Below are 21,872 nucleotides of genomic sequence, written 5' to 3'. Positions count from 1 at the left end.
TTTTTATTGTTGTGCTTGTGCACCACTTACGATTTCAGTAATTTCCTGAGTGATTGCCGCTTGTCTTAGTCTGTTATAAGAAAGCGTTAAGTCGCCAATCAATTCGTTTGCGTTATCTGTAGCAGCTTTCATTGCTGTCATACGAGCAGCATGTTCACTTGTTTTTGCTTCAAGTAATGCGCCGTAGATAATTGCTTCTGCATATTGTGGTAGTAATGTCTCTAGAATTGATTCCTTATCGGGTTCAAATTCATAAGATGCGAGACTTGAGAATTCAGATTGTGTTTCAAGGTCAGATTCTGACATTGGTAAGAGTTTTCTTACTTTTACATTCTGTTCAAGAATCGATACGAACTCATTATAAATAATGTATAGTTCATCGATTTCTTCTCTTTCAAAACCTCTAATAGAGGCATGTGCAATTTTTTTCACATCCGAAAATGATGGCTGATCAGGTAACCCGACTCTATAATCATCTACAGTATAGTTACGCGTTCTTAAGATGTCATAACCAATCTTACCTAAGACAATAAGTGAAACTTCGTCTTGGTTACCTTTATGGCGTTCATGGATTTGTGTCGTAATTGCCTTGATAACATTCGCGTTATAAGGACCTGCTTTACCAGTATCACTCGTGATTAAAAGATAACCAACGCGCTTTACCTGTCGCTCTTGTAACATTGGGTGCAAATTACCTGCACCACTTGAAGCAATCGCTTGAACTGTTTCTTGCATGCGGTCCATGTAAGGACGGAACTTCTTCGTGTTCTGTTCAGAACGTGCATACTTAGAGTTTGCTACCATGTTCATTGCACTTGTTAGCTGACTCATTTTTTCAGTTGCAGTAATACGACTTTTTATCTCTCTTAATGAAGCCATGATTTCACCATCCTTTTTCTAATAATGGGTCATTTATTTGCTTGTACTAAATAGCTTTTTGAAGCTAGTAATCGCTGTATCATACTCATCTTTGTCTGGTAAATCATGTGTTTCACGGATCTTAATTAGAAGATCTTCGTTGTTGGATTTTAACCAGCTTAAGAATTCGTCTTCAAATCTGTTTACATCTTTAACTTCGATGTCATCAAGATAACCATTAACTAATGCGTATAGAATAACAACTTGTTGTTCTACTGGAAGTGGCTTGTTTTCACCTTGTTTAAGCACTTCCACAGTACGCTGACCACGTTTAAGTTTTGCAGCAGTTGCGGCATCTAAGTCAGAACCGAACTGAGCGAATGCCTCAAGTTCACGGTATGCTGCTAAGTCTAGACGCAATGTACCTGCTACCTTTTTCATCGCTTTTATCTGTGCAGAACCACCTACACGTGATACTGAAAGACCGGCGTTGATTGCTGGACGTACACCTGAGAAAAATAGGTCTGATTGTAAGAAAATCTGACCGTCTGTAATTGAGATTACGTTAGTAGGTACGAATGCTGAGATATCTCCTGCTTGTGTTTCTACGAATGGAAGTGCTGTAATAGATCCTCCACCGAGTTCATCATTTAATTTCGCTGCACGCTCTAGTAAGCGAGAATGCAAGTAGAAAACGTCACCTGGATATGCTTCACGGCCTGGTGGACGACGAAGTAATAGTGACATCTCACGGTAGGCTTGTGCTTGTTTAGATAAGTCATCGTAAACAATCAATACGTGTTTTCCGTTAAACATGAACTCTTCACCCATTGCAACTCCTGCATATGGAGCTACGTATAGTAGTGGCGCTGGTTCTGATGCACCCGCTGATACTACGATAGTGTAGTCAAGAGCACCGTGTTGTCGGAATGTTTCTACTGTTGCACGAACTGTAGATTCTTTTTGACCAATTGCGACGTAGATACAAATCATATCTTCGTTCTTTTGGTTTAAAATTGTGTCAATTGCAAGTGTCGTTTTACCAGTTTGACGGTCACCAATGATTAATTCACGTTGTCCACGTCCAATTGGTACTAATGCGTCAATTGCTTTAATTCCAGTTTGTAATGGTTCGAAAACTGATTTACGATCCATTACTCCTGTTGCTGGGCTTTCTACCGGGCGTGTTTTTGTGGTTCCAAGAGGCCCTTTACCATCGATTGGTTGGCCAAGTGGGTTAACTACACGTCCAATGAGTTCTTCTCCAACAGGTACTTCCATGATACGACCTGTACGTTTTACCTCATCGCCCTCTTTAATGTCTTGATATGGTCCTAGAATAACGATACCAACATCGCCTTCTCCAAGGTTTTGAGCTAAGCCTAGTACACCACTAGGGAATTCTAGTAATTCTCCAGCCATCGCATCGTTTAAACCATGAGCAACGGCAATGCCGTCACCAACTTCAATAACTGTACCAACGTCTGATACTTGTAAGTCTGCTTCATAGTTTTCTATTTGGGATTTTAGGAGAGCACTAATTTCATCAGCCTTGATTGCCATAGAAATTTCACTCCTTAATTATTCTTAATTCGTTTAAATCTATTACGGATAACGTTCAATTGACTTAAGATTGATTCATCGTAAACTTTAGAACCGATCAGAACTCTGAAACCACCGATAAGAGATTTATTGATTTTGTTTGTGATCAGTAATTTCTCATAGCCCGTTTTAGCTATGAAAATTTTACCTAATTTGTCTAATTCTTCTGTCGATAATTCGTAGATAGATTCTACTGTAACTCTCGCTTGATTGTTGAATTCATCATATAGTAGTTCGAATTCATCTTTTATGCTTGGTAACAAAACTGTGCGACTTTTCTCCGTTAAAATCAAAATTAGATTTCGTAGGTACGGATTCACATCTTTAAAAGCTGATTTCACTGCTTCTAGTCTTGTGTTTTTTGAGATACGTGGATTCGTCATGAAGTCATCGAAGTTTTCAACAGATTCTACTGCTTGTAATACTTCATTGAATTCTGTTAGCGTATCTTCTAGCTTATCGTGTTTTTTTACTACTTGAAACAGTGCATCGGCATACTGTCTTGCTGCCTCAGTCATTATCTATCCCCTGCTTCCTGTAGGTACTTTTTCACGAGTTCTTGTTGATCTGTTGCAGTTAATTCTTTTTGAATCACTTTTTCAGCAATTAACACAGATAAGTCTGCAACCTGATCGTTTATTTCACGCATTGCTCTTTCTTTCTCACGTTCAATGTCCGCTTTTGCTTCTGTAATTAAATGACTTGCACGCGCGTTAGCTTCTTTGATAATGAGCTCTTGCTCAGCGTTAGCTTGTTTACGAGAGTTCTCAAACATCTCTGAAATCTCAGACTGCGTTTGCTTTAAGAGTGCTTCATTCTCGTCTCGTAAACGAGCTGCATCTTTTTTGCTGTTTTCAGCATTCTGTATATCGTCGTGAATGACTTTTTCACGGTCATCCATGATTTTTTTAACTGGATTCCATACAAAGTATGAAAGCGCACCGAGTAGTACTAAGAAACTGACTAACAGTACAAGTGACGTACCAAAAGCTGTTGCCATAGTTTCACCTGCAGCGCCTAAAATAATTAGATCCACTTATGTACACTCCTTTCAAGAAAGTTCACATAGACTTAAGTTCATAAAAGATATGGCGAAATCCCGTAAGACTTCGCCTATATAAATGCTTATTATCTGAAGAGTAATAAGAATGAAATAACGATTGCAATAATTGGCACGGCTTCTACTACACCAAGACCGATGAACATGATCGTCATTAATGGACCACGTGATTCAGGTTGACGTGCTACACCTTCAACTGTTTTCGAAACTACTAAACCGATACCAATCGCACCACCAAGTGCTGCTAAACCTGCTGCAATACCAGCTGCTAATAAGCTCATTAAAATTTCCTCCTAAGAAAATTGAATTATTTTTTTAATATTTTATATTAATGGTCTTCGCTCACTTTGTGAGACAGATAAACCATTGATAACATAACGAAAATAAATGCTTGTAACGCTCCGATGAACGTCTTAAATCCTTGCCATACCATCATAGGAATAAATCCACCAACTGCTGCAATTACAGAACCTGATGTCACTAATCCAAGAAGGAGTGTAAGTAAAATTTCCCCTGCAAAAATGTTACCGTATAGTCGCAATCCAAGAGTTAGGTTGTAAGTAAACTCTTCTAAAATCTTGATTGGTACTAAGAAAGGTAGTGGTTTTGCATAAGCTTTTGCGTATTCTTTAAATCCTCTCGCTTTAACACCGTAATAGTGAGTCATAACAATCATCAGTGCCGCAAGCGTTAATGTAACAGTTGGGTCTGCTGTTGGTGACTTCCACCATAATGTGTGTTCCGCGTCAGGAGCAACGAATGTAAATGGAATACCAATTAAGTTTGCCGCAAAGATAAACACAATCATAGTGAGTGCTAAGAAGTGGAATCGTCCGCCATCACGCCATGCCATGTTGCTCGTGATAATACCGCGTACAAAGTCCATAAGCCACTCTACTAATACTTGCGCTTTCCCTGTAGGTTTGATTGCAAGTCTACGTGTCATAAAGAACAGTACAAAGAAGACAATCAAACTGGTTACAACGATCATAAAACATGTGGCTAAATCAAATACGATTGGTATACCAAACAAGTTTGTCTGAAACGTTGGAGTTCCGTGATCCATTTCTTCACCTCTTTCTAAAAATTTGCGTAGTTGTCGCATGATATAAAATAAGTATATATGTAAGTAATAATCCAAAGAGCACACCAAAAATGTTGATGTATTCATTAAATTTGTACCATATTACACATGCGAGAATTACTAATATTATTCTCGTAGCCGAGCCTGTTCTGATGTTTGTTTCATCTTCATCATATGCTCGCCTCAAGTTAACATACCAACTAAATGCCATAAAAATCGATATCACTGTACCGAGGATTAACCCAAGTGCAATGCTTGATTTTGTGATGAAGTACCACGCTAAGAATATAAGCATAAAAATAGCGAAATATATCACGAAATGTCTTAAAAAAGCTTTAAATACCGTCACTTAGTATACGTCTCCTACAGTAAATCAATATGAAAAGAAAGCTTTTACATACCTATTAGATTTTATCGAATTACTACCCTAAGTGTCAACCGTATTGAGAAATACACTTAAAGTTGACACATTCAAAATTCTTTTGGATATCCATAACTTAAACCATAATGATACTTTATAACGTCTACAATACGTTTCGACGCGTTTCCATCACCATACGGGTTTTGTAACTCTGACATTTTTTTATATGCAACATTGTCATCTAATAGTGCGTCTGCCGATTCAAAAATGCTTTCTCTATCTGTGCCCACGAGTTTTAAAGTGCCTGCCTCTACCCCTTCAGGACGCTCTGTTACATCGCGTAAAACAAGAACTGGTTTACCGAGAGACGGTGCCTCTTCTTGAATTCCGCCTGAGTCCGTTAAAATCAAATAGCTTTGTGAAGCAAAGTTGTGAAAATCAATAACATCTAGCGGTTCTATGAGCTCAATTCGTTCATGAACGAGATGTTCCATTGCTAAATCACGCACTTTAGGATTTTTATGCATTGGATAAACAACAACGACGTCTGAATGACCGTCAACAATATCTCGCACTGCTTTAAATATATTCTCCATTTTTTCACCGAGATTTTCACGACGGTGTGCTGTTAAGAGTACAATTCGCTTATCTTTATGTCTATCTAAAATTTCGCTCTTGTATTCATCATGAACAGTTGTATGAAGCGCATCTGTCACAGTATTGCCCGTAACAAAGATTTTAGACTCATCTACGTTTTCTTTAATTAAGTTTTCTTTTGAAAGTGCAGTCGGAGCAAAATGAAGGTCTGAAAGTCTTGTCGTCATTTGACGGTTAAGCTCTTCCGGATATGGCGCATATTTTTGATATGTCCTAAGCCCTGCCTCTACATGACCAACATCAATTTCTTGATAGAACGCTGCCAGTGCCCCTGCAAAAGTTGTAGTTGTGTCCCCATGAACTAAAACCATATCTGGGTTCACTTCTTTAATGATAGATTCAATACGTGTTAACACTAGTGAAGTGATGCTAGAGAGCGTTTGCTCTTTCTGCATCACATTCAAGTCATAATCTGGTTTTATATCAAATGTTTGTAAAACTTGATCGAGCATTTCGCGATGTTGCGCTGTTACAACAACAATTGGCTCTAAGTGTTCGTCTTTTTGTAATTCGTGTACAAGCGGTGCCATTTTGATCGCCTCTGGACGTGTTCCGAACACCACCATAATTTTCTTCATCTTATCTCGTCCCAAATAATCTATCCCCTGCATCACCAAGACCAGGAATAATGTAGCTATGTTCATCAAGTCTTTCGTCTAAAGCAGCGATGTAAATATCTACATCAGGATGGGCTTCTTTTAACGCTTCTACACCTTCCGGAGCAGCAATTAAGCAAATAAATCTAATCTTAGTTGCTCCACGTTTTTTAACCGCATCAATCGCTTCTATCGCACTGACACCAGTCGCAAGCATTGGGTCGATAACCAAAATGTCTCGTTCTTCGATGTCTTTAGGGAATTTCGCGTAATATTCAACAGCTTCAAGAGTTTCAGGATCTCTATATAATCCAACGTGCCCGATACGCGCAGAAGGAATTAAGCTATGAATTCCATCAGTCATTCCTAGTCCCGCACGTAAAATAGGCACGAGACAGATCTTTTTGCCGCTTAGCCTCTTGGCTGTAGTTGTTTTGATTGGTGTGTCAACTTCAACATCTTCTAATGTTAGGTCACGAGTTACTTCATATGCCATTAGCATACCTACTTCATCCACGAGTTCGCGGAATTCTTTAGTTGACGTGTTTTTATCTCTGATATAACCAAGTTTGTGCTGAATTAATGGATGATCCATTACTTGTACTTTTGACATAGTGTGCCTCCGAAAAATATAGATTAGTCTTCATAAAGTGGATACTTGCTTGTCAGAGCTTCAACTTTATCGTGAAGTCCATCTAAGCTTTCGCCATTTTTATGACGTGTTAAAGTTTCTACAATTAAATCTGCAACTTCTAACATGTCTTCTTCTTTGAAACCGCGAGTTGTCATTGCTGGTGTACCCATGCGGAGACCACTTGTCACAAATGGTGACTCAGTTTCAAATGGAATTGTGTTTTTGTTACATGTAATACCAATTTCATCTAGAGCTTCTTCAGCAGCCTTACCTGTTAAACCAAATCCTTTAGTATCAATTAAGAATAAATGATTTTCAGTTCTACCAGAAATGATTCTAAGTCCATTTTCTTGTAGACGGTTTGCTAAAGTTTGTGCATTTTTAATAACTTGTTCTTGGTAATCTTTGAATTCAGGTTTCAATGCTTCACCAAAAGCAACTGCTTTAGCTGCGATTACGTGCATTAATGGGCCGCCTTGAATTCCTGGGAAAATATTTGAATCAATTTTTTTTGCATGCTCTGCCTTAGTTAAAATCAAACCGCCACGTGGTCCACGTAACGTTTTATGTGTTGTAGAAGTCACGAAGTCTGCATATGGAACTGGATTCGGATGAAGACCAGCAGCAACAAGTCCTGCAATGTGTGCCATATCAACCATCAAGTATGCGCCAACTTCGTCGGCAATTTCACGGAATTTCTTGAAATCGATCTTAAGTGAGTACGCACTACCTCCTGCGACGATTAATTTCGGTTGCTCTTTAATTGCAACTTCTTTTAATTCATCGTAGTCGATTGCTTCCTCTTTATTCACTCCGTAGTTGACGAAGTTGAATAACTTCCCACTGAAGTTAACAGGTGCGCCATGAGTTAAATGTCCACCGTCACTTAAATTCATACCTAAAATTTTATCCCCAGGTTTTAATACTGAGAAATATACTGCCATGTTTGCTTGGGAACCTGAGTGTGGTTGAACGTTCGCATGCTCTGCACCAAAGATTTCTTTCGCTCGGTCACGCGCTAAATCTTCAACGATATCTACGTATTCACAACCACCGTAGTAACGCTTACCTGGGTAGCCTTCTGCATATTTATTTGTAAGAATAGAACCTTGTGCTTCTAGCACAGCCTTAGAAACAAAGTTTTCAGAAGCAATAAGCTCGATGTTGTTATTTTGTCGATCAAATTCTTTCTGAATCGCGTCATATAATTCTTTGTCGTTGTTTTCGATGTAAGACATTTCAAAACTCTCCTTTTGATATGTAATCATTTATATTGCGCACGTTCGCCACCAATTAGTTTTGGACGTGTCTTCGCTATTGTAATGTATGCAGAACCGAGAACCTTAGTAGGTATTCGAACAGGAACTGCAACGTGTTTCATGTGCATACCAATCAATGTTTGTCCGATATCAATACCGATATCTGCTTTCGCAAACTCTACAACTACCGAGTCCTCTAACCTTCGGTACGCCACTTCACTCAAGCTTCCACCTGCACTTCTATGAGGAACAACAGAAACAACTTCGTAGCCGAACTTCGTGCTCGTGTCACGAGTTGTAGTAAGTGCGCGGTTAATGTGCTCACACCCTTGAAATAACAGGTGTAAATTATACTTCTTTCTAATATCGCCGAACACTTCGAAAACCACTTCTGCCACTGGCATAGAACTGTGCTTTCCAATATGCTCACCGATAATTTCAGATGTAGAACATCCGATTACGAACTCTGCACCATCAAAGAAAAAATTGATTTCTTCAAGCTCTTTAATGATCGTTTTTAATTCATCCTTCAATCTTCTCAATTCTTCGCTCATGTCTACCACCCTCAAATTCAGTATTTAACCAAATATCAACGATGTCTAAGGCAAGTCCTTTTCCGATGACTCTCTCACCCATATTTAAAATGTTCGAGTTATTGTGCGCTCTAGTTGCATGTGCTGAAAATGTGTCATGAACAAGTGCTGCTCTAATACCTTTGTATTTGTTTGCTGCAATATTCATCCCAATACCTGTACCGCAAATTAAAATCCCTCGATCGTATTCGCCTTTTTGTACTGCCTCAGCTACTGGTTTTGCGTAATCTGGATAGTCAACAGAATCTAAATTGAAAGGTCCGACATCTTTGATTTCGATACCTTTTCCTTCTAAATGTTTAACCACTGTTTCCTTAAGATTAAAACCACCGTGATCTGAACCTATGATAACTTTCACACTATCATCTCCTACACATTTATTATATATGTCACACTAGACCTATTCAAAAGATATCAGACTTAAAGTCTACTTTGTCAATAAATCGTCTTAATTCCTGATACGTATACTCATAATCTTCTTCAGTTCCGCCATAAGGATCACTTATATCCGTGTGTTCGCCGGAAAGTTCACCTAGTGTATAAACGATGGCATTTGGATAATTCATCAATATTTGATTTTTATGCCCTGCTGTCATGGTGATTAAAACAGCATTTTCCGTATCCTCATCTGTGAGTTGTCTTGGTAGATGTGGCATCTTTAAAGATTCTCTCTCAATGATTTGTAGAGACTTGATGTTCGTGCTCCCACTCGTCACAGAGAGTCCTCTAGAATTAAAGACGTGTCCATCGACGTGCGTGTTTGCATAGCTTTCAGCAAGCGGACTACGACACGTATTACCAGTACAAACAAATATGATTTCTTTCATTATGTTCACCCTTTAATGACAGTGCTGCCCGTCGCTTTGTATATGCGATTCATGAGCGCTTCTGTCTCATCATTTACATCGAATCCATAGATAAAGATCTGTTCCACATCAGAAGAGTCCATGAACCTCAGTGCGGCATAAAGATTTTTAGAAGCTTCTCTGTAGCTATATTCATCTTTACATAGACTTACGAATGTTACATCTTCATCGATATATTCTCTCATCGTTTCAGGTGCAATCACGCCGTTTTTCTTGTTTTTATCGTATGAAAAAGCCTTAAGTCCTGAATTGACTTGCCCAAAGAACACAGTGAGAGGCTGACGTGGTGCATAGTGTTTGTACTTCATACCTGGAGAGATCGGACGTTCTGTCGTATCTTGATGACGCTCAATATCTTCTTTTAACACCTCACGTAACTCTGTAATGGAGATCGATCCAGGACGTGCGATTCGATATGGAAACTGTGTGCAATCTAAGACTGTACTCTCTAATCCATACTCAGCAGGTTCACTTTCAATAACACCATAAATCTTGCCCTCTAAATCATCATATACGTGTTCAAATTTTGTGGGCGACGGCTTACCACTTAAGTTGGCTGACGGTGCAGCAAGTGGGATGTCTACATATTGTAAGACTTTACGCCCTGCTGGATGGCTCGGCATACGCACTGCAATGCTATCGAGCTCCGCAACTACATTAGACGCAATGTAGTCTCCTTTTAAAGGTAAGATAAAAGAAATCGGACCTGGCCAGAACTTATCCATCAACTTCTTCACATTCTCATGAACCGGTCCAACAAATGCCTCCATCTGCTTCTTGTCATGAATATGTACAATTAACGGGTTGTCACCTGGGCGACCCTTAGCTACAAAAATCTTATGGATTGCCTCACTGTTCGTCGCATCTCCTGCAAGACCATAAACCGTTTCTGTTGGCAATCCCACGACTTCACCGTATGTAATCGCGACTTTAATTTCCTCTAATGTATTTAGCGCATCTTCTGACATTGGCTCTTCAACGTCTTTAGATGTTAGTTTCCATTTTCGTGTCGTCATTTAATTCACCCACTTTGCGTAAATAATTCTGTCTAAACCATTGATATCTTTGATAATTTCCACAGTTGAGTTTGGCCAACGCGATAAAAACAAACCCTTGACCTTGTCTCCTTGGTTAAAGCCAATTTCAAAGAACACTTGTCCATCCATGTTTAAAACTTCATCTAGACCCTCTATTATTTGTCGATAAAAATAAAGTCCCTCTTCGCGAGCAAACAATGCTGAATGAGGTTCGTGCTTCAAAGTACTCTTGCTCATCAAATTTGTCTCAAAGTCCGCAATATAAGGTGGATTTGAGATTAAAACATCCACTCTGATTTTTTTTCGAATCAATGGTGAGAGTATATCTCCTTGCAACACAGTTACGTCTGTTTTAAGTGCCTGTTTGTTCTTCTCAGCAATTTGTAACGCCTCTTCACTAATGTCTGTGATAATTACGTCGAGTTCAGGGTTCTCTAACTTTAATGTTATTCCAATCGCCCCTGTACCGGTTCCGATATCGACAACTCTTCCATACTTCACTTTGTCTAAGACGTGATATACGAGTTCTTCTGTCTCGTTTCTGGGAATCAATGTACTTTTTGAAACAGAAAATTTTCTACCGTAAAAATGTGCGGTGCCCGTAACGTATTGATAAGGGTAATCCGCTATGACACTATTGATTGCGTGACGGTATGTTTGTAGGTCTTTAGCCGAGATAGGATCTGTACCACGAGATATTAGCGCTGTACGGTTTAGTCCAAATAAATCTTCAATAAGAAGAGAAGCGATGCGTGTCTCTTTTTTATGAGAATCCAAGCGCAATTGTGCCTCTTTTAACGCGTCATTAAAACTCAGCATTGTTTAATTCTTCAAGTTTTGACGTTTGTTCCTCGATTGCTAATGCATCGAAAATTTCGTCTAAGTTACCATCGATAATTTGATCAAGCTTGTTGATAGTCAGACCAATACGGTGGTCTGTCACACGATTTTGCGGATAGTTGTAGGTACGGATACGTTCAGAACGATCACCTGTACCAACCGCAAGTTTTCTCTGTGCAGAATACTCATCTTGAGCTTCTTGTTGCATCATATCGTAAATTCTAGAACGTAGAACTTTCATAGCGTTTTCTCTGTTTTTTATTTGTGATTTTTCATCTTGTGAAGTCACAACTGTCCCTGTTGGTAGGTGTGTAATACGTACAGCAGAGTCCGTCGTGTTAACGTGCTGACCTCCTGCTCCACTTGAACGGTACGTATCAATTTTTAAGTCTTCATTCTTAATGTCAACTTCTACTTCTTCAACTTCTGGCAGTACCGCAACTGTAGCTGTTGATGTATGAATACGACCACCAGACTCCGTTTCAGGGACCCGTTGTACACGGTGCGCCCCGTTTTCATATTTAAGCTTAGAGTATGCGCCATGACCATTGATCATAAAGCTGATTTCTTTATACCCACCTTGGTCAGATGCACTTGCGTCAACGATTTCTGTCTTCCAGCCTTGAGCTTCAGCGTAACGAGAGTACATACGGAATAAGTCACCTGCAAAAATCTGCGCCTCATCGCCACCAGCTGCTCCACGAATTTCCATGACAACGTTCTTTTCATCATTTGGATCTTTTGGAATAAGTAGCACTTTAAGTTCATCCTCAAGTCCTGGAATTTCTTTTTCAGATGCTGAAATCTCTTCTTTAAGTAATTCAACCATCTCTTTGTCATCAGTTTCGTTTAACATCTCTTTAGATTCTTCAATCGTTTCTTTGTGTTCTTTATACACTCGATAAACATCAACTATCCCTTGAAGGTCTGATTGTTCCTTTGAATATTCTCTTAATTTATTGGGGTCTGACACTACGTCAGGGTCGCTTAATAATTCATTTAATTGTTCGTATCTATTTTCAATAATTTCTAATTGATCAAACATAATTTTGCACGCGTCCTTTTTTTAATTTCGTGAATTTATTATACCATAGGCTATAGGATATTTTTCACATAAAAAAAGTCGTACTGAATAGGTCAGTACGACTCTTAATGTTATTGTTCTTCGTTTGCTGATTTGAGACCAAACTTCTTGTTGAAACGTTCAACACGACCGTCAGCAGAAGCGAACTTTTGACGTCCAGTATAGAATGGATGACATTCAGAACAGTTTTCTACTTTAATATCGTTGCTTAAAGTTGAACCAGTTTCAAATTCATTACCACATGAGCAAATTACGTTAACTCTATGGTATTCTGGGTGAATTCCTTGTTTCATAATTAACATTCTCCTTATGCCCTGAACCATCTGGAACAGAGTTTTTCTTGGGTTTATCCCTACAATACTTACAATATTATACATGGATATATACCATAAATCAACCATATGGCACAGATTTATTTCATTGAAATACTAGATTACTGGTTTGCCTGACTTCGCACTTTCCAACATTCTATGACGCAATTCATCGAAGAATGCTTCATTGGAGTTGGTCTGCTTCACAATTCTTAAAAATCGTTCTGTAAAGTCTGATGAGTCTGTGAATAAGTTTCTAAGCTGCCATAATACGTCGAGCTCTTCTTTTTGCAAAAGAAGGTCTTCACGACGCGTGCTTGAGCGTCTGATATCAATCGCTGGGTATACTCTACGCTCAGCAAGACCGCGGTCAAGATGAAGTTCCATGTTACCTGTACCCTTGAACTCTTCATAGATCATGTCATCCATACGCGAGCCCGTATCTACGAGAGCTGTTGCTAGAATCGTTAAGCTACCACCGGCTTCAATGTTACGCGCTGCACCAAAGAACGCTTTTGGTTTATGAAGAGATGCTGGGTCTAGACCGCCCGACAAGGTACGTCCGCTTGGTGGCACTACTAAGTTGTATGCACGCGCGAGTCTAGTTATCGAATCCATTAAAATGATTACATCTTCACCCGTCTCGACTAATCGCTTTGAACGCTCAAGTAGTAGTTCAGCAACTTTAACATGGTGCGTCGGGTGCTCATCGAATGTTGAATGTACTACCTCTGCGTTCTCAACTGAACGTTCGATGTCCGTAACCTCTTCAGGACGTTCTCCAATTAGTAGAATGAAAAGTTTCGCATCTGGGTGATTCGTAGAAATAGAGTTCGCAATCTCTTTAAGAATCGACGTCTTACCAGCCTTTGGTGGCGCGACGATCATACCACGCTGACCAAAACCAATTGGAGTAACAAGATCCATTATACGAGTTGAATAATTTCTCGGTTCTGTTTCAAGATGGATTCTTTCATCAGGATATAAAGGCGTTAGTGCCTGGAAGTGAGGGCGCTTTTTAATCTCCTCAGCGTTGAGGTCGTTAACGAAGTCTACTTGGAGTAATCCGTAATAACTTTCTTTTTCTTTTGGTTTTCGTACTTTACCAGTAACTTTGTCTCCTTTTTTGAGTTCAAAGCGTCTGATCTGCGATGCAGAAATATAGATATCTTTTTCACCTTTAGAATAGTTAACAGTTCTTAAGAAGCCGTAACCATCTGGTTGAATATCATCTAAGATACCTTCCATATAATACTTTCCGTCCTTCTCCATCTCAGCTTCTAAGATAGCTAGGACAAGCTCTTTCTTGTTCAATTTACTATAGTTCTCTAGGCGAAGGGACTTCGCTCTAGCAGTTAGGTCTTTAGTCGTATTGTTCTTATAAAGTGAGTCGAAGGTCTCATACTTTTGCCCTTCGTGTTCTTTATTTTTATCAGATTCCGACATTACTACACGTCCGTTCTTTTCAATGATTACTTTAAGATTATACTATACCATAAAGGGATTTTGTTAAAAAACTTTGAGATTAAGGTGGTGTTACGGGTCAGAACTGATAGACATAAACAGGGGCATTATGGGCAAGTAACCATTCAACTTTATAATTATTACAATCAATATTCTGTATGTATTATTTAATACTCTATCCTTTGAACATGCATGTCGACCATTAAGATTTCAAACACGTCATTTAAATATATAAGATCTGCATAAATTTTTCTACAAGTTTTTCAGAATTAGTGTGATTCATAAAACAAAAGCAAAAAAGGACCCTAATGGGCCCTTAAATACACCACTACAAAATTAGAGAATCATCTTAGGTTTTTTAACCATTGAGTGACGTCCTTTTACGAAACGTACTGTTCCTGATTTGGCTCTCATCACAAGGCTTTCAGTTTCAACATAATCACCTTTGAACTGAACACCTCTCATTAACTCACCGTCTGTTACTGCAGTTGCAGCAAAGATCGCATCGTCACCTTTAACAAGTTCGTCTAATTGGAATTTTTTCTTATGATCCACACCCATTGACCTACAACGTTCAGTTTCTTCGTCAGTCATAGGTACGAGACGACCTTGGAAGTCTCCACCTAATGCTTTAATACCAACAGCTGCTAGGACACCTTCTGGAGCTCCACCTGAACCAAACATGATGTCTACACCAGTGTAGTCAAAACACGTGTTAATTGCTGCAGCAACATCACCGTTCTCAACAAACTTGATGCGCGCACCCACACGACGTGCTTCATCAATAATATGTTGGTTACGATCACGTTTTAATATTGTTACTGTTACATCTTCAACGTTTTTGTTTTTCGCTTTCGCTACAGCACGAATATTATCTTCAACCGAGTTATCTAAATCAACGAGTCCTTTAGCTTCAGGTCCAACCGCGATTTTATCCATGTACATGTCTGGTGCATGTAATAGATTACCTTTATCAGCAATCGCAATTACAGTTAGTGCATTCCAGCCACCTTCTGCAACGATTGTCGTACCTTCTAATGGGTCTACTGCGATATCGATCTCAGCACCTTCACTAGTACCAAGCTCCTCACCGATATATAGCATTGGTGCTTCGTCCATTTCACCTTCACCAATAACTACTGTCCCCTTCATCGGAATAGTGTCGAACACTTTACGCATAGCCGTCGTTGCGGCATCGTCCGCTTCGTTCTTTAATCCCTTACCAACCCACTTAGCACTCTCAAGTGCAGCAGCTTCAGTCACCCTTACGAGTTCCATAGAAAGACTTCGTTCCATTTAAACGCCTCCTGAAAATTTGTCATTATTATTATATCACAGTGAAAAACACATTCGCATTAAAAATTGGCTACGTAGAATTTGTGCCTTAAAAATAAAAAAAGAGACACTTAAGTGTCTCTCCTACTTCGTCACTAATTCGATATCTGCACCAAGCTCAGTAAGCTTTTCAATGATACCTGAGTATCCGCGCATAACGTGATGTACGTTATGAATTGTTGTCGTACCTTCAGCAATCAGCCCTGCAGCGACTAAACAGAAACCTGCACGCAGATCGCTCGCATACACTTCTGCTCCATTCAGTTTTGATGGGTGGATAAAGACAGCGCCACTACGTTGCTCTAAATGTGCGTTCATACGCGACAGCTCATCAATATGACGGAATCTTGCTGGGTATACCGTCTCAGAAATCTTCGATGTACCTGTTGCCTGCATGAGTAATGGTGTGAGCGGTTGCTGCAAGTCAGTTGGAAATCCTGGGTACACCTGAGTCTTTATCTCGACAGGATTGTAGTTAGAGCCACTATTAATTACAACTTCGTCGTCATCGATAGTAAAGTCTACACCAATTTCTTCCAATTTAGAAAATAATGATTCTAAATGTTCCGGAATAATATTTTTAACTTTAAAATTTTTACCCACTAGTGCTCCTACTGAAATATAAGAACCCGCTTCAATGCGGTCTGGAATGATTGTGTGTGATGTGCCATGTAACGATTCTACACCTTCGATACGAATCGTTTCAGTTCCTGCACCACGAATGTTAGCACCCATTTTGTTAAGAAGCGTCGCAACATCCACGATTTCTGGCTCACGCGCTACATTTTCTAATATCGTACGTCCTTTCGCCATTGTTGCAGCAAGCATCACGTTAATCGTTGCTCCAACAGAAACTACGTCAAAGAAAATCTTTGCCCCAGTCAGTGATTCACTTGAGAGATGCATCACACCATGTTCGTTTGTGACCTTAACGCCAAGAGCCTGAAACCCTTTGATGTGTTGATCGATTGGTCTGGGACCTAAATGACATCCCCCCGGTAAAGCAATTGCTACTTTTTTAAATCGTGCAAGCATTGCACCCATCATGTAATACGATGCGCGCAATGATTGTACCTTGTCGTTTGGTAATGGTGTATTATGCGCGTTTTCAGCGTTTACTGTTAACACATCACCTTCTAGTTTAGCGTCAATATCTAAATCAGATAAGAGACTAACGAGTGTTGATACGTCTGAAATTTCCGGAATGCCTTCTAGTTCAACCGTCCCATTTTGTGCCATGAGTGAAGCTGGAATAAGCGCTACTGCACTATTCTTCGCACCACTAATCTTGATTTCACCCGTAAGTGTGTTTCCACCATTAACCTTAATAACTTTATCTGTCATTACTTCACTCCCAATCGTTAACAGATTTATTTGTTATTCCAATCTGCTAAAAATTGTTCAATCCCTTTGTCTGTTAGAGGATGGTTCGTCAATTTTTTAATGACAGCGTATGGAATCGTTGCAATATCTGCTCCAGCTAACGCCGCCCCATGGACGTGTCCTTCGTTACGGATTGAAGCTGCAATGATTTCAGTATCAATATCGTGAATCGCAAAAATATCTGCGATATCTGCGATGAGTTGCATACCTTCTAAACCGATGTCGTCTAAGCGACCAATGAATGGTGACACGTAAGTTGCTCCAGCTCGCGCTGCTGTTAATGCTTGTACTGTATTAAATACGAGCGTTACATTAGTTTTAATTCCCTCTTTTGATAAAACAGAAACGGCCTTCATACCTTCAGATGTCATTGGGATTTTAACAACAATGTGCTCATGTAATTTCGCGAGTTCACGTCCTTCTTCAATCATACCGTCTGCTTCAAGTGAGATAACCTCTCCGCTCACAGGTCCACCAACAAGCTCACAAATTTCCACTAATCTATCGTGAAAAGAGATGTTCTTTTCTTTTGCAACAAGTGATGGGTTTGTCGTAACTCCTGCAAGTACACCCCATTCGTTGATTTCTGTAATTTCTTCCATATTAGCTGTATCAATAAAATATTTCATTTTAATATATAGACTCCTTTAGTTTATCTATATCAATTATAATTAAATTTCGTAACAATTCAAATATTAGACTATCTAACAGCTCCTTTCATTGCACCAGAGAACAACTGTTTGATAGTATAAATATAATCTAAAGAATCAGGATGATAGAATAATGGACAAAATTTTACAAACTCAAATGACAAATGTATATAACAAAATTTATGATCAGTCAGAGGAGATAGAAATCGCTGCGCGTTTACTTGCACAAGCTGTTGGTACTGATGGAAATATATTACTTAAGACCTTTCATGACTTCAAATTTTTAGAATCGTTTCTTATTGAAGGTGAAGAATCATTACCGGATATCAAGGTATTTGAATCGATTCAAAATGTAACTACTCCAGATCGCATTTTAGTCGTTGCAAAGGATTTTGATGAAGAGGTCAAAGCATTTGTTCAAGAATTAAATCATAAAGATATGGACTACTGCTTAGTTTGTAACAAAAATAAAGAAGACGCTGATTTTTTTAACAGCATCTTCCACTACATCGACCTGAGCAGCGCAAGAAAACTCGTACCAACTGCAGACTTTGACCGCATCATTAATCCTTATGTATCAGCATTTTTATTCATTTACTACACTCTCTATATCTTTATTGATGAAATGACGAGCGAAGATGAGCAATAGATTTGTGGCTCTAGACTTTGAGACAGCAAATGCTAACCCTGCATCGATTTGTAGTGTCGGTATGGTCAAAGTCATCGATAAGCATATGACAGAAACCTTTTACACACTCGTCGATCCAGAGACAAGATTCTCTGAAGGTAATATCAGAGTTAATGGCATTACACCTGAAGACATCCAAGATGCACCAACATTTGAGCACATTTACCCATATATGATGGATTTCATTGGAGACCTACCCGTTGTCGCGCATAATGCAAGTTTTGATATGAAGGTACTTTTCGCGTCTCTAGTGCGCTATGGAAAAGAAATCCCACCCATTCAATACTTCTGTTCTGTGCAGATGGGACGTCGCACAGTACAAAACCATAGTTACTCCCTTGCAAATATGATGCGCTTTTATAATATCGATTTTAAAGGGCACCACCATGCCTTAAATGATGCAAAAGCTGCTGCAATGATCACATATCGATTACTTGAACACTATCCATCGCTCGATTCTTATCTAAAATCACATAAGAAATATTTACGTTCAATGAGAAATAGTAAAAGTAAGCGCGCTACGATGGATCTTTATAACGATGCACTTTTATCGATTAAACCGACAGTGGACATCACAGATGATACTCACCCCTTCTTCGGTAAAAAAATCGCAATATCTGGGACACTGTATTTAAAAAGAAAAGATCTCGTTCAATATATTGTAAATCATGGCGGAACATACACAATTTATGATGATATGGATATTTTTATTCACGGGATACAGCGCGGAAATACGCTGAGCAAAAAAGAACAAATTGTTAGAAATAAAATTGCAATGGGTAAAGATATCGTACTTATAAATAACGAAAAACTTAAAAGTTTGATTGAATTTTACGACTCTTTATAGTGGTTAAATAGGGCTTCAAAAACGAGCAAGCGCAGCCGAGCAATACTTTTAATATGATGCACGAATAAAAGATTGAAGATTCATTCTAAGGGACCTCCCAATAACAGTTCTAGGTCTTGAATAAAAGATGGTCGGTTTCAATTAAAAGTAACTTGTCATAATATTTTGCAAGTCGAACACGCGAGTTTCTTCAACACCTTGTCGTGCAAACAAAATTAAACCCGAACGATCAGTCGTTCGGGTTTAATTATATCTATATTATTTGTTTGTTCTAGCTTCTAGTGCTGCTTCTACTAAACCTTTGAATAGTGGGTGTGGACGTGTTGGTCTAGATTTGAATTCCGGATGGAATTGTACTCCAACGTAGAATGGGTGGTCTGAAAGTTCTACCATTTCCACTAATTTACCATCTGGTGATACACCTGAGAACACAAGTCCTGCTTCACTTAATTGTTCTTTATATTTATTGTTAAATTCAAAGCGGTGTCTATGGCGCTCTGAGATCTCTGTTTCACCATAAAGTTTATGAGCAACAGTGCCTTCCGTAATTATCGCAGGATACGCGCCAAGTCTTAATGTACCTCCGACATCTACAATTTCTACTTGATCTGGCATTAAGTCAATCACTGGATTTTTAGTTGTTGGATCTAATTCACTTGAGTGTGCGTCAGCAATTCCGACAATATTTCTTGCATATTCAATTGTCATGAGTTGCATACCGAGACAAATACCAAGCAGTGGCGTTCCAGTTTCACGTGCAAACTTAAGTGCATGTAGTTTACCATCAATACCACGGTCTCCAAATCCACCTGGTACAACGATACCGTCAAGATCACTTAAAATCTCAACATAGTTGCTTTCATGAACAAGTGAAGAATCAATCCACTCAATTTCAATATCAGCTAAGTTTTCAAATCCTGCGTGACGTAAAGATTCTGCAACCGAAAGATATGCATCTTGTAACTCAACGTATTTACCTACAATACCGATTGTTACTGATTTATCTAGTTTGCTGATGTTTTCTAGCATATGAACCCAGTCTTCTAAGTCCGCTTCACGTTTTGATTCAAGACCTAATGTATTTAAAACAATATCATCCATATCTTGGTCTTGTAAGCTTAATACGATATTATAAATTGTTTCTTCGTCTTTAGCCTCGATTACGTTCTCTTTTCTAACATCTGAGAATAATGCAATTTTATCTCTTAAATCTTCAGTCATTTTGTATTCTGTACGAACAACAATCATATCTGGTTGAATTCCTAAGCTACGTAATTCTTTAACAGAGTGTTGCGTAGGCTTTGTTTTCATCTCACCAGCGGCTTTGATGTAGGGAAGTAATGTACAGTGGATGAACATCACGTTCTCTTTACCAAGTTGTGAACGTAATTGGCGAATCGCTTCGATGAACGGAAGTGATTCGATGTCCCCTACAGTTCCACCGATTTCTGTAATAACAATGTCGGCGTTAGTAGCTTCACCGTTTGCCATCATACGTGATTTAATTTCATTTGTGATATGTGGAATAACTTGAACTGTTCCACCTAGGTAGTCTCCGTGACGTTCTTTTCTTAGAACTTCTGAGTAAATCTTACCTGCAGTTGCGTTGGAATACTTGTTGACAGTGATATCGATAAATCTCTCATAGTGTCCGAGGTCTAAATCCGTTTCTGCGCCGTCCTCAGTTACGAAAACCTCACCGTGTTGAAATGGGCTCATTGTTCCTGGATCTACGTTTAAGTATGGGTCAAATTTCTGTACTGTTACCTCAAATCCGCGACTTTTCAATAATCTACCGAGTGATGCTGCTGTGATACCTTTACCGAGTGACGATACAACTCCGCCTGTTACAAAAATATACTTTGTCAAAAAAGTTTCCTCCTAAAAAATAAAAAAGGCTCCCTTCCACGTAAATGTGAAAAGGAGCTCATATACAATCCCATTTAAGGGAGCCCAATTAAAATATTAGCATGTTTTACAATTTTGTCAATAAAAATTGTTAATACTCATCGCCGTCATCATAATTGTCTTCGAGTGTATCTCCATCGTCATAATTTAGATCTTTAGTGTCTATATCTTCATCATCAATCACTGCAGTGATGTCTGCTTCTTCCTCATCATCTTCTACAGCTTTCTCTGAATCTACTTCATCTTCTAATTTGTCAATGTCATAATCCACATCGTCTTCAAGGAAATCGTCGTCATCAACTACATCAAATTTATGAACAGTTGGTGCGATCTTCTCATTGATGTCGTCTACTGAGAACCATTTTCTTAAACCCCAGACACCATCACCTGTAGAAACAAAACGGCCGTCTGTGTTTAAATCCGTATAGAATTGAAGAATGCGGTTTTCGATTTCTTTTTCAGTATATCCCCCGATTTCTTTGAACTTATCTACTATATCGTAAAGATGTGTTTCTTTACCAACGTCTTCTAAATATATATGTGACATGTCAATGAATGAACTCTCATCAATCATTTCCTTTGTAAAGTCATCTAATTTCATTCTATGTTACTTCCTTTCCGAAACATAAATATCATCGTTATATTACATACTTATTAGATAAAATACAAGCAATTTTTTTTATTGTATCACAGTTCTTTTATATTCATTTATAATTTGGAGGAATTTGTTTGTTTAAAGACCTAGAGTTAGGGTA

Annotated in this window: 24 protein-coding genes and 1 pseudogene; 2 read left to right on the top strand and 23 right to left on the bottom strand. The window is 38.8% G+C overall.

What is annotated here, in order from left to right; all coding sequences use genetic code 11:
• Window positions 1–3: 3 nt before the first annotated feature.
• The 21 genes from atpG to fsa all read right to left on the bottom strand — a co-directional run bounded on the left by atpG (window position 4) and on the right by fsa (window position 17,653).
• Window positions 4–879, bottom strand: coding sequence for an ATP synthase F1 subunit gamma (gene atpG, locus H9D55_RS01585; protein WP_186076264.1), 876 nt, complete (start codon window positions 877–879; stop codon window positions 4–6).
• A 33-nt stretch (window positions 880–912) separates the two neighbouring features.
• A complete protein-coding gene (atpA, locus tag H9D55_RS01580; protein WP_186076262.1) occupies window positions 913–2,421 on the bottom strand; it encodes a F0F1 ATP synthase subunit alpha in 1,509 nt (502 codons plus the stop codon).
• A 14-nt stretch (window positions 2,422–2,435) separates the two neighbouring features.
• Complete coding sequence (gene atpH, locus H9D55_RS01575; protein ID WP_186076260.1) at window positions 2,436–2,978, bottom strand: ATP synthase F1 subunit delta; 543 nt, start codon at window positions 2,976–2,978, stop codon at window positions 2,436–2,438.
• Entirely contained in the window at window positions 2,978–3,496 is a 519-nt protein-coding gene (locus tag H9D55_RS01570) for a F0F1 ATP synthase subunit B (RefSeq protein WP_186076258.1), read from the bottom strand. The genes atpH and H9D55_RS01570 overlap by 1 nt, the downstream gene beginning before the upstream one ends.
• A 92-nt stretch (window positions 3,497–3,588) precedes the next feature.
• The gene (gene atpE, locus H9D55_RS01565) at window positions 3,589–3,801 is read right to left on the bottom strand and encodes a F0F1 ATP synthase subunit C (protein ID WP_186076256.1); all 213 of its coding nucleotides are present in this window, start codon (window positions 3,799–3,801) and stop codon (window positions 3,589–3,591) included.
• 47 nt (window positions 3,802–3,848) lie between these two features.
• Complete coding sequence (atpB, locus tag H9D55_RS01560; protein WP_186076254.1) at window positions 3,849–4,586, bottom strand: F0F1 ATP synthase subunit A; 738 nt, start codon at window positions 4,584–4,586, stop codon at window positions 3,849–3,851.
• Between the two features lie 4 nt (window positions 4,587–4,590).
• Complete coding sequence (locus H9D55_RS01555) at window positions 4,591–4,953, bottom strand: ATP synthase subunit I (RefSeq protein WP_186076252.1); 363 nt, start codon at window positions 4,951–4,953, stop codon at window positions 4,591–4,593.
• A gap of 122 nt (window positions 4,954–5,075) precedes the next feature.
• Window positions 5,076–6,200: a non-hydrolyzing UDP-N-acetylglucosamine 2-epimerase gene (wecB, locus tag H9D55_RS01550; protein WP_186076250.1), complete on the bottom strand. Its 1,125-nt coding sequence runs from the start codon at window positions 6,198–6,200 to the stop codon at window positions 5,076–5,078.
• A gap of 1 nt (window position 6,201) precedes the next feature.
• Window positions 6,202–6,831, bottom strand: a complete 630-nt coding sequence (upp, locus tag H9D55_RS01545; RefSeq protein WP_186076248.1) for a uracil phosphoribosyltransferase — start codon at window positions 6,829–6,831, stop codon at window positions 6,202–6,204.
• 23 nt (window positions 6,832–6,854) lie between these two features.
• The gene (gene glyA / locus H9D55_RS01540) at window positions 6,855–8,090 is read right to left on the bottom strand and encodes a serine hydroxymethyltransferase (protein ID WP_186076246.1); all 1,236 of its coding nucleotides are present in this window, start codon (window positions 8,088–8,090) and stop codon (window positions 6,855–6,857) included.
• Between the two features lie 26 nt (window positions 8,091–8,116).
• A complete protein-coding gene (locus tag H9D55_RS01535) occupies window positions 8,117–8,665 on the bottom strand; it encodes a TIGR01440 family protein (RefSeq protein WP_186076244.1) in 549 nt (182 codons plus the stop codon).
• On the bottom strand, window positions 8,634–9,062 hold the full coding sequence (gene rpiB, locus H9D55_RS01530) for a ribose 5-phosphate isomerase B (protein ID WP_186076242.1): 429 nt from the start codon (window positions 9,060–9,062) through the stop codon (window positions 8,634–8,636). Before rpiB ends, H9D55_RS01535 begins: the two co-directional genes overlap by 32 nt.
• Before the next feature lie 46 nt (window positions 9,063–9,108).
• Window positions 9,109–9,531: an arsenate reductase/protein-tyrosine-phosphatase family protein gene (locus H9D55_RS01525; protein ID WP_186076240.1), complete on the bottom strand. Its 423-nt coding sequence runs from the start codon at window positions 9,529–9,531 to the stop codon at window positions 9,109–9,111.
• A 5-nt stretch (window positions 9,532–9,536) separates the two neighbouring features.
• Window positions 9,537–10,586: an L-threonylcarbamoyladenylate synthase gene (locus H9D55_RS01520; RefSeq protein WP_186076238.1), complete on the bottom strand. Its 1,050-nt coding sequence runs from the start codon at window positions 10,584–10,586 to the stop codon at window positions 9,537–9,539.
• Entirely contained in the window at window positions 10,587–11,426 is an 840-nt protein-coding gene (gene prmC, locus H9D55_RS01515) for a peptide chain release factor N(5)-glutamine methyltransferase (RefSeq protein WP_186076236.1), read from the bottom strand.
• Window positions 11,413–12,492 (bottom strand): peptide chain release factor 1, encoded by a 1,080-nt coding sequence (gene prfA / locus H9D55_RS01510; RefSeq protein WP_186076234.1) that lies wholly within the window; start codon window positions 12,490–12,492, stop codon window positions 11,413–11,415. Before prfA ends, prmC begins: the two co-directional genes overlap by 14 nt.
• Before the next feature lie 110 nt (window positions 12,493–12,602).
• Window positions 12,603–12,824: a 50S ribosomal protein L31 gene (gene rpmE / locus H9D55_RS01505; RefSeq protein WP_186076232.1), complete on the bottom strand. Its 222-nt coding sequence runs from the start codon at window positions 12,822–12,824 to the stop codon at window positions 12,603–12,605.
• Between the two features lie 135 nt (window positions 12,825–12,959).
• Window positions 12,960–14,288, bottom strand: a complete 1,329-nt coding sequence (rho, locus tag H9D55_RS01500; RefSeq protein WP_186076230.1) for a transcription termination factor Rho — start codon at window positions 14,286–14,288, stop codon at window positions 12,960–12,962.
• A 354-nt stretch (window positions 14,289–14,642) separates the two neighbouring features.
• Window positions 14,643–15,602 (bottom strand): class II fructose-bisphosphatase, encoded by a 960-nt coding sequence (glpX, locus tag H9D55_RS01495; protein WP_186076228.1) that lies wholly within the window; start codon window positions 15,600–15,602, stop codon window positions 14,643–14,645.
• A gap of 123 nt (window positions 15,603–15,725) precedes the next feature.
• The gene (locus H9D55_RS01490) at window positions 15,726–16,985 is read right to left on the bottom strand and encodes a UDP-N-acetylglucosamine 1-carboxyvinyltransferase (RefSeq protein ID WP_186076226.1); all 1,260 of its coding nucleotides are present in this window, start codon (window positions 16,983–16,985) and stop codon (window positions 15,726–15,728) included.
• Between the two features lie 26 nt (window positions 16,986–17,011).
• Window positions 17,012–17,653 (bottom strand): fructose-6-phosphate aldolase, encoded by a 642-nt coding sequence (fsa, locus tag H9D55_RS01485; RefSeq protein WP_186076224.1) that lies wholly within the window; start codon window positions 17,651–17,653, stop codon window positions 17,012–17,014.
• A 154-nt stretch (window positions 17,654–17,807) separates the two neighbouring features.
• On the opposite strand from fsa, the gene H9D55_RS01480 reads away from it, so the two are divergent.
• Together H9D55_RS01480 and H9D55_RS08145 are read left to right on the top strand one after the other, a co-directional pair.
• The gene (locus H9D55_RS01480) at window positions 17,808–18,323 is read left to right on the top strand and encodes a DUF2529 family protein (RefSeq protein ID WP_186076222.1); all 516 of its coding nucleotides are present in this window, start codon (window positions 17,808–17,810) and stop codon (window positions 18,321–18,323) included.
• A pseudogene (locus tag H9D55_RS08145) lies at window positions 18,313–18,852 on the top strand (3'-5' exonuclease); the annotation flags it as partial. The gene H9D55_RS01480 and the pseudogene H9D55_RS08145, both read left to right, overlap by 11 nt.
• Before the next feature lie 615 nt (window positions 18,853–19,467).
• On the opposite strand, the gene H9D55_RS01470 reads toward H9D55_RS08145, so the two are convergent.
• Together H9D55_RS01470 and rpoE are read right to left on the bottom strand one after the other, a co-directional pair.
• Entirely contained in the window at window positions 19,468–21,078 is a 1,611-nt protein-coding gene (locus tag H9D55_RS01470; protein WP_186076218.1) for a CTP synthase, read from the bottom strand.
• Window positions 21,079–21,208: 130 nt separating this feature from the next.
• Entirely contained in the window at window positions 21,209–21,718 is a 510-nt protein-coding gene (gene rpoE / locus H9D55_RS01465; RefSeq protein WP_186076216.1) for a DNA-directed RNA polymerase subunit delta, read from the bottom strand.
• Window positions 21,719–21,872: the final 154 nt, after the last annotated feature.

It is taken from the genome of Phocicoccus pinnipedialis, from assembly GCF_903994035.1.
Classification (GTDB): domain Bacteria; phylum Bacillota; class Bacilli; order Staphylococcales; family Salinicoccaceae; genus Phocicoccus; species Phocicoccus pinnipedialis.
The sequence above is the reverse complement of the archived record's forward strand: the minus strand, read 5'-3'. Positions and strand labels throughout refer to the sequence as shown.